Source organism: Pseudomonas sp. NPDC087626, from assembly GCF_044743405.1.
GTDB lineage: Bacteria > Pseudomonadota > Gammaproteobacteria > Pseudomonadales > Pseudomonadaceae > Aquipseudomonas.
On the sequence record NZ_JBIUWJ010000059.1, the window covers coordinates 1 to 11,950 of the forward strand.

Annotated in this window: 10 protein-coding genes, 1 tRNA gene and 1 pseudogene; 6 read left to right on the top strand and 6 right to left on the bottom strand. The window is 60.9% G+C overall.

From position 1 onward, the window contains the following. From ACIOVD_RS27535 to nadA, 6 genes and pseudogenes are all read left to right on the top strand, one after another. Window positions 1-171 (top strand): annotated as a pseudogene (locus tag ACIOVD_RS27535) (OmpA family protein); the annotation flags it as partial. Between the two features lie 6 nt (window positions 172-177). After that, on the top strand, window positions 178-1,005 hold the full coding sequence (gene ybgF / locus ACIOVD_RS27540; protein ID WP_401131313.1) for a tol-pal system protein YbgF: 828 nt from the start codon (window positions 178-180) through the stop codon (window positions 1,003-1,005). A 167-nt stretch (window positions 1,006-1,172) separates the two neighbouring features. Beyond that, on the top strand, window positions 1,173-1,820 hold the full coding sequence (gene queE, locus ACIOVD_RS27545) for a 7-carboxy-7-deazaguanine synthase QueE (RefSeq protein WP_095165669.1): 648 nt from the start codon (window positions 1,173-1,175) through the stop codon (window positions 1,818-1,820). A gap of 1 nt (window position 1,821) precedes the next feature. After that, window positions 1,822-2,514 carry a 7-cyano-7-deazaguanine synthase QueC gene (gene queC / locus ACIOVD_RS27550; protein WP_159997625.1) on the top strand — a complete coding sequence of 231 codons (693 nt, stop codon included), beginning with the start codon at window positions 1,822-1,824 and terminating at the stop codon, window positions 2,512-2,514. A 63-nt stretch (window positions 2,515-2,577) separates the two neighbouring features. After that, a tRNA-Lys gene (locus ACIOVD_RS27555) sits at window positions 2,578-2,653 on the top strand. A gap of 273 nt (window positions 2,654-2,926) precedes the next feature. Beyond that, window positions 2,927-3,985: a quinolinate synthase NadA gene (nadA, locus tag ACIOVD_RS27560; protein ID WP_095165666.1), complete on the top strand. Its 1,059-nt coding sequence runs from the start codon at window positions 2,927-2,929 to the stop codon at window positions 3,983-3,985. Between the two features lie 188 nt (window positions 3,986-4,173). On the opposite strand, the gene ACIOVD_RS27565 is transcribed toward nadA, so the two are convergent. The 6 genes from ACIOVD_RS27565 to gcvH all read right to left on the bottom strand — a co-directional run bounded on the left by ACIOVD_RS27565 (window position 4,174) and on the right by gcvH (window position 11,342). Further along, window positions 4,174-4,662 (bottom strand): RDD family protein, encoded by a 489-nt coding sequence (locus tag ACIOVD_RS27565; RefSeq protein WP_401131317.1) that lies wholly within the window; start codon window positions 4,660-4,662, stop codon window positions 4,174-4,176. 97 nt (window positions 4,663-4,759) lie between these two features. Then, complete coding sequence (locus ACIOVD_RS27570; protein ID WP_007934683.1) at window positions 4,760-4,972, bottom strand: cold-shock protein; 213 nt, start codon at window positions 4,970-4,972, stop codon at window positions 4,760-4,762. A gap of 401 nt (window positions 4,973-5,373) precedes the next feature. Beyond that, entirely contained in the window at window positions 5,374-6,498 is a 1,125-nt protein-coding gene (gene gcvT, locus ACIOVD_RS27575; protein ID WP_401131319.1) for a glycine cleavage system aminomethyltransferase GcvT, read from the bottom strand. A 42-nt stretch (window positions 6,499-6,540) separates the two neighbouring features. Continuing rightward, window positions 6,541-7,917, bottom strand: a complete 1,377-nt coding sequence (locus tag ACIOVD_RS27580) for an L-serine ammonia-lyase (RefSeq protein ID WP_095165661.1) — start codon at window positions 7,915-7,917, stop codon at window positions 6,541-6,543. A 177-nt stretch (window positions 7,918-8,094) separates the two neighbouring features. Next, window positions 8,095-10,947, bottom strand: a complete 2,853-nt coding sequence (gene gcvP, locus ACIOVD_RS27585) for an aminomethyl-transferring glycine dehydrogenase (RefSeq protein WP_401131322.1) — start codon at window positions 10,945-10,947, stop codon at window positions 8,095-8,097. 11 nt (window positions 10,948-10,958) lie between these two features. Further along, window positions 10,959-11,342 (bottom strand): glycine cleavage system protein GcvH, encoded by a 384-nt coding sequence (gene gcvH / locus ACIOVD_RS27590; protein ID WP_095165658.1) that lies wholly within the window; start codon window positions 11,340-11,342, stop codon window positions 10,959-10,961. Window positions 11,343-11,950: the final 608 nt, after the last annotated feature.

Below are 11,950 nucleotides of genomic sequence, written 5' to 3' on the forward strand. Positions count from 1 at the left end.
AACATGGCACTGGGCGAGCGTCGTGCGAAAGCCGTTCAGAGCTAGGTGGTACTGCCAGGTGTTTCACCAGCTCAGCTGGAATTGGTTTCGTACGGCGAAGAGCGTCCAGTTGCTACCGGCAACGACGAGCAGTCCTGGGCTCAAAACCGTCGCGTCGAACTGCGTAAGTAATTCGTCATGCGAACGTGCCGTCGTGCTGTAACTGTCCTGGCTCTCAGCCTCGCGCCATTGCTGGCGTGGGCTGCGGTTCCTGTGGTCGATAACGATTCCGGTTATAACAATAGCGGGAGCAGTTATCCGCCTGCGGGTTACGGTACGAACGGCGCCTATGCCGGGGGAGGGGTTTCGGCCCCTGTCTCGGCACAGGGCGAGCTGTTCAACCAACTGCAACAGATGCAGGAACAGATCGCGCGCCAACAAGGCGTGATTGAAGTTTTGCAAAATGATGTTTCGCGCATGAAGCAAGAATCCCTGGAGCGATACCAGGATCTTGACCGGCGCATAGGATCGGGCGGTGCACCCGCTGCGGCTCCTGAAAATTCTCCAGCCGGTGGCAATAGCGCCGCCGGTGCTGCTGCAGGTGCGGGCGCTGCGGCGCAAGCCCCTGCCGCCAGCAGCGAACCGGGTGATCCGGCGAAGGAAAAGCTCTACTACGATGCTGCCTTCGACCTGATCAAAGCCAAGGACTTCGACAAGGCCAGCCTGGCTTTTGCCGCGTTCCTGCGCAAATACCCGAACAGTCAGTACGCGGGCAATGCCCAATACTGGCTGGGTGAAGTGAACCTGGCCAAAGGTGATCTGCAAGGCGCCGGCCAGGCTTTCGCCAAGGTTTCGCAGCTGTATCCCAAGCACAACAAGGTGCCGGACTCGCTGTACAAGCTGGCCGATGTCGAGCGTCGCCTGGGGCACGCCGACAAGGTCAAGGGCATTTTGCAGCAGGTGGTCAGCCAGTATCCTGGCACCTCCGCCGCGCAGCTGGCCCAGCGTGATCTGCAGCGCATGTAAGGCAGTTTGACCCGTGTTTCAAGAAACCCGCGCTTGTCGCGGGTTTTTTCGTTAGAATTCACGCCCTTTTTAGCAACACCGCTTTTTGGGATCTGCGCGTTGGCGGGGTTCCATCAAGTGCCTGACGGAGGCGGACAGCCTGTTTAGCTGTTACGCCCGTGGCGACTATGCAAGATACATTGAGAATTACCGAAGTTTTTTACTCGTTGCAGGGTGAAACGCGCACTGCCGGGCTGCCCACTGTTTTTGTGCGCCTGACCGGTTGTCCGTTGCGTTGCCAGTACTGCGACAGTGCCTACGCCTTTACCGGCGGAACAGTGCGACCACTCGACGAGATCCTCGAGCAGGTGGCCGGTTTCCGCCCGCGTTATGTCTGTGTGACCGGCGGCGAGCCGCTGGCCCAACCTAACGCCATCCCTCTACTCAAGCAGTTGTGTGACGCCGGTTACGAAGTGTCGCTGGAAACCAGTGGTTCCATCGACATCTCGGCGGTAGATTCGCGGGTCAGCCGCGTGGTCGACCTGAAGACCCCGGGCTCGAAGGAAGCACACCGTAACCGCTACGAGAATATCGAGCTGCTGACGTCCAACGACCAGGTCAAGTTCGTGATCTGTTCCCGCGAGGACTACGACTGGGCTGTCTCCAAGCTGATCCAGTACGGTCTTGACCGGCGGGCTGGTGAAGTCCTGTTCTCACCGAGCCATCACGATCTCAATGCGCGTGACCTGGCGGACTGGGTAGTTGCCGACAACCTGCCAGTGCGCTTGCAATTGCAACTGCACAAATATCTTTGGAACGACGAGCCGGGGCGCTGACATGACTGAACAACTGAATACTGTAGAAAAGCGTGCGGTCATCCTGCTGTCCGGAGGCTTGGACTCGGCGACCGTGGTGGCCATGGCCCGTGCCGAAGGCTACAGCTGCTATACCATGAGTTTTGACTACGGCCAGCGCTCCCAGGCCGAATTGCACGCCGCTGCGCGGGTGGCCCGGGACCTGGGTGTGGTCGAGCACAAAGTGATCGGCCTGAACCTGAACGGCATCGGCGGCTCGGCCCTGACCGACAGCAGCATCGACGTGCCTGAAACCCCGGGTGAAGGCATCCCCGTGACGTATGTGCCGGCTCGCAACACGGTGTTCCTGTCCCTGGCCCTGGGCTGGGCCGAAGTGCTGGGCGCGCGGGACATCTTCATTGGGGTCAACGCCGTGGACTATTCGGGTTACCCGGATTGCCGTCCGGAGTTCGTCGAGGCTTTCGAGCGCATGGCCAACCTGGCGACCAAGGCCGGGGTCGAGGGCAATGGCTTCCGCATCCAGGCTCCGCTGCAAAACCTCAGCAAGGCGCAAATCGTCGAGGCAGGCGTCAAGCTGGGGGTCGACTATGCGCTGACCGTTTCCTGCTATCAGGCGGACGATCAGGGCCGTGCCTGCGCCAAGTGCGACAGCTGCCGCCTGCGTGCTGAAGGCTTCGCAGCAGCCGGAATCAGCGACCCAACCAACTATTTTTGATTTATTTTCACTTAGGTGTTGAATAGTCCTTAAAAATCAGTATTATACGCACCACAACGAAGCGGGTCGTTAGCTCAGTTGGTAGAGCAGTTGGCTTTTAACCAATTGGTCGTAGGTTCGAATCCCACACGACCCACCATATTTGGCGGTTTAGAAAATCCGGAAGGCCCACGCAAGTGAGGATTTCCGGGTTTTTTTTTGCCTGCGATTCCTGTCTCGGGCAATCGCAATGCTTGCACCGCGCGCCTGGCTGCAGAATGATCTTTTGCATCTCGGGGATATTCTGTAGCCTTGCGCAGCTTCAACGCTGTCCGTGCCTGATGAATACTCACTCTCCCGGCGGTACCCTGATCGGTCCGGAGCCGGGTGTATACTCGACTTTCGCGCGAAAGCGCCCGCAGGTCTTGCGATCATGACGCAAATTTCCGAACGCCTTCTGGTTCAAGCCCACCTCGACGCCAAGCAGCCCAAGCCGCTGACCGCCGCAGAGGAGGCCCATTACCGCGCCGCCATCGCCGCCGAGCTCAAGGCTCAGGACGCGGTGCTGGTTGCTCACTTCTATTGCGACCCGATCATTCAGGCGTTGGCCGAAGAAACCGGCGGCTGTGTTTCCGATTCCCTGGAAATGGCCCGGTTCGGCAATGCGCACCCGGCCAAGACCGTGGTGGTAGCCGGCGTGAAGTTCATGGGGGAGACCGCGAAGATCCTCAACCCGGAAAAACGCGTGCTGATGCCGACCCTGGAAGCGACCTGCTCGCTGGACCTGGGTTGCCCGGTCGACGAGTTTTCGGCGTTCTGCGACCAGCACCCGGAGCGCACCGTGGTGGTGTATGCCAACACCTCGGCGGCGGTCAAGGCGCGGGCGGACTGGGTGGTGACCTCCAGTTGTGCACTGGAGATCGTCGAAAGCCTGATGGACAACGGCGAGACGATCATCTGGGGCCCGGACAAGCACTTGGGTACCTACATCCAGCGCAAGACCGGCGCCGACATGCTGCTCTGGGACGGTGCCTGCATCGTCCATGAAGAGTTCAAGGCCAAGCAGCTCGAAGACATGAAGGCGCTGTACCCGGACGCTGCGATCCTGGTGCACCCGGAATCGCCGACGGCGGTGATCGAGTTGGCCGACGCGGTGGGTTCCACCAGCCAGTTGATCGCAGCAGCACAGAGCCTGCCGCACAAGACGCTGATCGTGGCCACCGATCGCGGGATTTTCTACAAGATGCAGCAGCTGTGCCCGGACAAGGTGTTTATCGAAGCCCCTACGGCCGGCAACGGCGCGGCCTGCCGCAGTTGCGCGCATTGCCCCTGGATGGCGATGAACACCCTGGAGCGCACGCTACAGTGCCTGCGTGAGGGTTCGGGGGAGATCTTCGTCGAGCCGGCGCTGATCCCACAGGCGATTCGCCCGTTGAAGCGCATGCTCGACTTCACGGCGGCTGCGCGGATGAAGCTCGCCGGCAACGCCTGAGGTCTGTCAGCTAGTCACACAAAACCTGTGGGAGCGAGCTTGCTCAGGGTCTGGTGTATGCAGGGACCTGTGGGAGCTGGCTTGCCAGCGATGATCGCAAGTACGGCGCGGTGCATCAGGCAGTGCGCGTCATCGTTGGCGACCATCGCGAGCAATCTCGCTCCCACAGTGATTTCTGTCTGCTGAAATTACTTGGTTTTCTTCGGGACTCGAACCAACTGGCTATTGGAGTACATGTCGTGCCAGCTGCGTTGCTGTTTGTCGAACAGTGTCCAGAAGAAGCCCAGGCCGGCGCACAGCAGTGACGCAATCGATACCACGAAGCGCAGCAAGGCCTGCCACAGGCTGATGGCCGAACCGTCGGCGTTCTGCACGCGGATGCACCACACCTGCATGCCCAGGGTTTGGCCGGAGTAGGTCCAGAACTTGGCAAAAAAACCGAACAGCACAAACAGCAATACGGTGGAGAGCAAGGGGTCGCCATCCAGTGCGCCGGCATCGGTCAACGCACGCATCCGCTCCTCGCCGATGATTGCCATCTGCATCATCTTGTAGAGGCCGCCGGTGACGATCATCAGGGCAGTGCACAACAGGAAATCGTAGAACATCGCTGCCAGGCGACGCCCCAGGCCGGCGACGGGGAATTCACCCTGGGGGCTTAGCAGGCGTTTCGACATGGAGTGGCTCTCGATTGAAAAAAGAAGCCATTTTACGGGTTTGCGCGCACAAAAAAGCCCCTGATGTCAGCATCAGGGGCTTTTTCGTTACAGAAGATTAGCCTTCTGCTTGAACTTCGTCAGCCTGCATGCCTTTTTGGCCCTGCACCGCAACGAAGGTCACTTTCTGGCCTTCTTTCAGGCTCTTGAAACCGTTGCCCTGGATGGCACGGAAATGCACGAACAGATCCGGGCCGCTTTCTGGAGTGATAAAACCAAAACCTTTTTCGTCGTTAAACCACTTGACGGTGCCGCTCTGACGTTGGGACATTTCTTATTTCCTTTGACGCAAAAAATTGATGACAGCCTCTTTCTCATGAAAGAGTACTGGGGCTGGTTGCAGGAAAGAAGAAGACGTAGAACGGGTGTAGCAAACTTGTTGGCTACTGCCCAGGTCACGATTCCAAGCGACCCATGCAAACACAGTGGACAAACTCTACGCCAACTACGGCAGAAAAAACAAGCCCCCCTGCAAGCCTTGTATAGCTAGGCCTGTGGCGGTTTTTGGGCTTGCCCATGGGGCTTATTCGATAGGCTCGTTCAATTGTTTTCGATTGTTATAAGGTAAGTTCAAAATCGAAGCTTAGAGTCAAAAAACTGCACTGTTTTATGGCAGTTGCGTTACAGATTAGTGCACTGTTACGCAACTGCGTTACTTATCGGAACAGTCTATCAACCACGATAGTAGCGTTGTGGAACGAATGGCATTTTGCTTACAAGCAATGGCACCTGTTTGCCGCGTACGATCGCCCAGACCTGGGTATCGAGTGCCAGGTAGGCGCTGTCCAGGTAGCCCATCGCCAATGGACCGCCGAGGGAAGGGCCGAAACCACCGCTGCAGACGCTGCCGATGATTTCGCCGGCGGCGTTGACGATTTCTGCGCCCTCACGCACCGGAGTGCGTTCCTGGGGTAGCAGGCCGACACGTTTGCGGCTGACACCGTTTTGTTGCTGGGCGAAGATCGTTTCGGCTCCGGGGAATCCACCGGCACGCGCGCCATCGGCACGGCGTGGCTTGGAGATGGCCCACAGCAGGCTGGCTTCGATCGGGGTGGTGGCGCTGTTCATGTCATGGCCATACAGGCACAGGCCGGCTTCCAGGCGCAGCGAGTCACGCGCGCCGAGGCCTATGGCGGCCACTTCCGGTTCGGCCAGCAGGGCGCGGGCTAGGGTCTGGGCATTGGCGGCGGGCACGGAGATCTCGAAACCGTCTTCGCCGGTGTAGCCCGAGCGACTGACAAAACACTCGACCCCCAGCAGGGACACGCGGGTGAACTGCATAAAGGTCATCTGCGCCACCTGCGGCGCCAGGCGGGCGAGCACGGTCACCGCTGCCGGGCCTTGCAGGGCGAGTAGGGCGCGTTCCTCGAACAGCGGCTCGATCTGGCACTGATCGCCCAGATGCTGGCGCAGATGAGCCAGGTCCTGGTCCTTGCAGGCCGCATTGACCACCAGGAACAGTTCGTCGTTGCCCAGGTTGGCGACCATCAGGTCGTCGAGGATGCCGCCTTGCTCGTTGGTGAACATGGCGTAGCGCTGCATGCCCACCGGCAGGTCGATGATGTCCACCGGCACCAGGGTTTCCAGGGCCTTGGCCGCATTGGCGCCGGTCAGGCGGATCTGCCCCATGTGCGAGACATCGAACAGCCCGGCCTGCTCACGGCAGTGCAGGTGTTCTTTCATCACGCCCAATGGGTACTGCACCGGCATGTCGTAGCCGGCGAACGGCACCATGCGCGCGCCCAATTCGATGTGCAGTGCGTGCAGCGGGGTTTTCGACAGGGTTTCGGTGGACATATTCAGCTCCTGAAAAAGTCAGCGGATGCGGGGGAGCACGCATCAGCATTCGATAATGTTGACGGCCAAACCGCCACGGGCGGTTTCCTTGTATTTGCTTTTCATGTCGGCGCCGGTCTGGCGCATGGTGCGGATCACCTTGTCGAGGGAGACGAAGTGCTGACCGTCGCCACGCAAGGCCATGCGCACCGCGTTGATGGCCTTGACCGAGCCCATGGCGTTACGCTCGATGCATGGCACCTGGACCAGGCCACCAATGGGGTCGCAGGTCAGGCCAAGGTTGTGTTCCATGCCGATCTCGGCGGCGTTTTCGACTTGCTGGACACTGCCGCCCAGTACTTCGCACAGAGCCCCGGCAGCCATCGAGCAGGCCACGCCGACTTCACCCTGGCAGCCGACTTCGGCCCCGGAGATCGAGGCGTTTTCCTTGTACAGGATGCCGATGGCCGCGGCGGTGAGCAGAAAGCGCACCACACCGTCTTCGCTGGCACCTGGAATGAAGCGCATGTAGTAATGCAGGACGGCCGGGACGATACCGGCCGCGCCGTTGGTGGGGGCCGTGACCACGCGCCCGCCGTTGGCGTTTTCTTCGTTGACCGCCAGGGCATACAGGTTGACCCAGTCCAGCACCGACAGCGGGTCGCGCAGTGACGACTCCGGGTTCTTGCACAGTTGCCGGTGCCAGGCCGCCGCACGGCGCTTGACCTTGAGCCCGCCCGGCAGGATGCCTTCGTTGCGACAACCGGCATCGACGCAGTCCTGCATCACTTGCCAGATCTTCAACAGCCCGGCGCGGGTTTCAGCCTCGGGGCGCCAGGCGCTTTCGTTGGTGAGCATGACCTGGCTGATCGACAAACCGTAGGTGGTGCAATGCCCGAGCAAGTCCTTGGCGCTTTTGAACGGGAAGGTCAGTGGCGTGGCGTCCTCGACGATCCGGTCAGCGCCGGCGGCGTCTTCGTCGACCACAAAACCGCCACCGACCGAGTAGTACTCGCGGCTGCGGATTTGCAGGCCGGCGGTATCGAAGGCGCGAAAGATCATGCCGTTGGGGTGATAGGCCAGTGGCTTGCGAATCATCGCCAGGTGCAGCTTTTCATTGAAGTCGATCGGGTGCTCGCCGAGCAGGTTCAAGCGCCCGCTGCTGCGAATGTCGTGCAGGCGCGCAGCGATGTTCTCGGTGTTTACGGTGTCCGGGTGTTCGCCTTCCAGGCCGAGCAGCACCGCCTTGTCACTACCGTGGCCCTTGCCGGTGGCGCCGAGTGAGCCATACAGCTCGACCTTGACGCAGGTGGTGACCGCCAGCAGGTTGTCCCGCCGCAGGCCTTCGACAAACCGCGCAGCGGCACGCATCGGGCCGACGGTGTGGGAGCTGGAAGGGCCGATACCAATCTTGAACAGGTCGAACACACTTAACGACATGAGGGCTCCTGCGGAGCAGAGGTGAGCTTCAAGCGGCAAGCTACAAGTTAAAGGCGGATCGGCTTTAACTTGCAGCTTCTATCCTGCTGCATGCACTGCGGCGTGAACACGAGCTGCAAGAAAAGCCGATCCGCCTTTAACTTGCAGCTCGTAGCTCAAAGCTCGCAGCTGCTTTCCTTAAGCGTAGCTTTCGATCGACGGGCAGGCGCAGATCAGGTTGCGGTCGCCAAACACGTTGTCGACCCGGCCAACCGGCGGCCAGTACTTGCCTTCGATCAACGACGCCACTGGGTACACCGCCTGTTCACGGCTGTAGGGGTGAGTCCACTCGCCGACGATTTCCGCTGCGGTGTGCGGGGCGTTTTTCAGCGGGTTGTCGTCCTTGTCCAGGGTGCCGTTTTCCACCGCGCGAATTTCTTCGCGGATGCGGATCATGGCGTCGCAGAAGCGGTCCAGTTCTTCCTTGGATTCACTTTCGGTCGGCTCGATCATCAGCGTGCCGGCCACCGGGAACGACATGGTCGGGGCGTGGAAACCGAAGTCGATCAGGCGCTTGGCGACGTCATCGACGCTGATGCCGCTGCTGTCTTTCAGCGGGCGCAGGTCGAGGATGCATTCGTGGGCCACCAGGCCGTTGCTGCCGGTGTACAGAACTGGGTAGTGCTCTTCCAGGCGGCGGGAGATGTAGTTGGCATTGAGGATCGCCAGCTGCGAAGCACGTTTGAGGCCGGCGCCGCCCATCATGCGAATGTACATCCAGGTGATCGGCAGAATGCTGGCGCTGCCGAACGGTGCGGCGCAGACCGCGCCTTCCTTGCGTTCCATGGCGGCGTGGCCGGGCAGGAACGGGGTCAGGTGCGACTTGACGCCGATCGGGCCGACGCCCGGACCGCCACCGCCGTGGGGGATGCAGAAGGTCTTGTGCAGGTTCAGGTGGGACACGTCGCCACCGAACTTGCCCGGGGCGCAGAGACCGACCATGGCGTTCATGTTGGCGCCGTCGATGTACACCTGGCCGCCGTTGTCATGAATGATCCCGCAGATTTCGCGGATGCCTTCCTCGAACACGCCGTGGGTGGACGGGTAGGTGATCATCAAGGCCGCCAAGTGCTCGCGGTGTTCGATGGCCTTGGCGCGCAGGTCTTCGATGTCGACGTTGCCGCGGGCATCGCAGGCGGTCACGACCACACGCATGCCGGCCATGTTGGCGGTGGCCGGGTTGGTGCCGTGGGCGGAGGAGGGGATCAGGCAGATATCGCGGCGATCATCGCCACGGCTCTGGTGGTAGGCGCGGATCGCCAGCAGGCCGGCGTACTCGCCCTGGGAACCGGCGTTCGGTTGCAGGGAGATCGCATCGTAACCGGTGGCGGCGCAGAGCATCGCCTCCAGCTCATCGGTCAGTTGCTGGTAGCCGGCACTTTGCTCGGCCGGGGCGAACGGGTGCAGTGCGCCGAACTCGGCCCAGGTCACCGGGATCATTTCGCTGGCGGCGTTGAGTTTCATGGTGCACGAACCCAGCGGGATCATGGTGCGGTCGAGTGCCAGGTCCTTGTCGGCCAGCTTGCGCAGGTAGCGCATCAGCTCGGTTTCCGAGTGGTAACGGTTGAACACCGGGTGGCTGAGGATTGGCGATTGACGAACCAGGGCGGCCGGGATGGTGCTTTGCACGGCGGCGGCGAGGGCAGCGAAGTCCGGTAGGGTCTTGCCGTCGGCCAGCAATGCCCAGAGGTTTTCGACGTCGGCTTGCGAGGTGGTTTCGTCGAGGGACAGGCCCAGGCGCTCGGCGTCGATCACCCGCAGGTTGATCCGCTGCGCCCGCGCCTTGTCGTGCAGTTGGGCAGTGTTGGCGCCGGCGTTGAGGGTCAAGGTGTCGAAGAAATGCGCTTGTTCGACAACCAGGCCCAGGGCGTTCAAGCCCTTGGCCAGGATCGCGCTCAGGTGATGAATACGCTGGGCGATCTGGGTCAGGCCCTGCGGGCCGTGGTACACGGCGTACATGCTGGCGATGTTGGCCAGCAGTACCTGGGCGGTGCAGATGTTGCTGGTGGCTTTCTCGCGGCGGATATGTTGCTCGCGGGTCTGCATCGCCAGGCGCAGGGCCGGCTTGCCGAAGCGGTCGACCGAGACACCGACCAGACGGCCCGGCATGTCGCGCTTGAACGCATCTTTAGTGGAGAAGTACGCCGCGTGCGGGCCACCGAAGCCCAGCGGTACACCAAAGCGCTGCGCGCTGCCGATGGCCACGTCGGCACCAAACTCGCCCGGCGGAGTCAGCAGGGTCAGGGCCAGCAGGTCGGCCGCTACGGCGACCAGGGCATTGGCGGCGTGGAAGCGCTCGGTCAGCTCGCGGTAGTCGAACAGGTCGCCGTTGCTGGCCGGGTATTGCAGCAGCGCGCCGAAGAAGGGCGTCACATCGCTCAGTTCACGCTCGTCGCCCACCACTACCTCGATCCCCAGCGGCTCGGCACGGGTGCGCAGCACGTCGAGGGTTTGCGGGTGGCAATGCACGGAGGCGAAGAAGGCGTGGCTGCCTTTGTTCTTGCTCAGGCGCTTGCAGAAGGTCATGGCCTCGGCAGCGGCGGTGGCTTCGTCGAGCAGCGAGGCGTTGGCGATCGGCAGGCCGGAGAGGTCGCTGATCAGGGTCTGGAAGTTCAGCAGGGCTTCCAGGCGACCCTGGGAGATTTCTGGCTGGTACGGGGTGTAGGCGGTGTACCAGGCCGGGTTTTCCAGGAGGTTGCGCAGGATCGGCGATGGCGTGTGGCAGTTGTAGTAGCCCTGGCCGATGTAGGTCTTGAACAGTTGGTTCTTGCCGGCGATGGACTTGATCAAGGCCAGGGCATCGGCTTCACTCAGGCCGTCTTCCAGGCCAAGCACGCTGGTGCCCTTGATGCTGTCGGGAATGACGCTGGCGCTCAGGGCTTCCAGGGAGTCGAAGCCCAGGCTATTGAGCATGGCTTGCTCGTCGCCGGCGCGCGGGCCGATGTGGCGGGCGATGAATTCGTTGGCAGTGGTCAGGCTTACTTGAGTCATGTCAGCGCTCCTCAGGCTTGCGCGTTGGCTTTGATCAGACGGTCGTAGGCGTCTTGATCCAGCAGTTTGGCGACAGCCGATGCATCGGTTGGCTGGAAGCGGAAGAACCAGCCTTCGCCCAGCGGATCTTCATTGACCAGTTCAGGGCTGCTGTCCAGCGCCGGGTTCACTTCCAGCACTTCACCGTCCAGCGGCATGTACACGCCGCTCGCGGCTTTTACCGATTCCACGGTGGCGGCTTCAGCGCCTTTGTCGTAGGACTGCAGCTCAGGCAGTTGTACGAAAACCACGTCGCCCAGAGCATTCTGGGCGAAGGCGGTGATGCCGACTGTAACGCTGCCGTCAGCTTCGGTACGCAGCCATTCGTGATCTTCAGTAAAACGCAACTCGCTCATGGAAACTCCTCAGGGGCCAGACAGGTCTGGTGGACGCGATGGAATGCTCGGGCATAGCCCTGCTTTATGGAGGGTTACCTAGCAAAATCGCGGCCAGTATTTTTTATTTGTTACTAATCAATAAGTTACGGATTATTGCGAGAAGGGGAACAAGCGCAGCTGTAGCGATATCGCTACAGTCTGACACGAGGAAAAAAGCCCATGAGGATCAAAGCCTTGCACAATGCTGGCGGAAAGCCTGTGTAGCGATATCGTTCCGCTGTAGCGCTTTCAGTACAGGTGGAGGTCGCTTTTGCGGTAGGTGATCTATGGGGGCAATGGTTGCCATCGATGACACGCCAAGCTTGATTCAACGCGGTGTCCTTGCGTCCATCGCGGGCAAGCCCGCTCCCACCCTGGTGGGTGTATGCAGGGGTTGCGAACAACCTCAATCACTGTGGGGGTGGGCTTGCCCGCGATGAGCATAGGTATAAGACCGAGTACATATCCATTCTTGCGGTAACGGCTGATATGGGTTCCGCCTGACGGCGGCTCACTTTTGAACAGCGCAAAAGTAAGCAAAACGCTTTTACCCCACCACTCGGTGCCTCGCTTAGGCTCGGCATGCC

What these genes read in the sequence shown, in the direction of transcription:
- ybgF (WP_401131313.1), top strand. Translation starts at nt 178, where the DNA reads ATGCGAACGTGCCGTCGTGCTGTAACTGTCCTGGCTCTCAGCCTCGCG.
- queE (WP_095165669.1), top strand. Translation starts at nt 1,173, where the DNA reads ATGCAAGATACATTGAGAATTACCGAAGTTTTTTACTCGTTGCAGGGT.
- queC (WP_159997625.1), top strand. Translation starts at nt 1,822, where the DNA reads ATGACTGAACAACTGAATACTGTAGAAAAGCGTGCGGTCATCCTGCTG.
- nadA (WP_095165666.1), top strand. Translation starts at nt 2,927, where the DNA reads ATGACGCAAATTTCCGAACGCCTTCTGGTTCAAGCCCACCTCGACGCC.
- ACIOVD_RS27565 (WP_401131317.1), bottom strand. Translation starts at nt 4,662, where the DNA reads ATGTCGAAACGCCTGCTAAGCCCCCAGGGTGAATTCCCCGTCGCCGGC.
- ACIOVD_RS27570 (WP_007934683.1), bottom strand. Translation starts at nt 4,972, where the DNA reads ATGTCCCAACGTCAGAGCGGCACCGTCAAGTGGTTTAACGACGAAAAA.
- gcvT (WP_401131319.1), bottom strand. Translation starts at nt 6,498, where the DNA reads ATGTCCACCGAAACCCTGTCGAAAACCCCGCTGCACGCACTGCACATC.
- ACIOVD_RS27580 (WP_095165661.1), bottom strand. Translation starts at nt 7,917, where the DNA reads ATGTCGTTAAGTGTGTTCGACCTGTTCAAGATTGGTATCGGCCCTTCC.
- gcvP (WP_401131322.1), bottom strand. Translation starts at nt 10,947, where the DNA reads ATGACTCAAGTAAGCCTGACCACTGCCAACGAATTCATCGCCCGCCAC.
- gcvH (WP_095165658.1), bottom strand. Translation starts at nt 11,342, where the DNA reads ATGAGCGAGTTGCGTTTTACTGAAGATCACGAATGGCTGCGTACCGAA.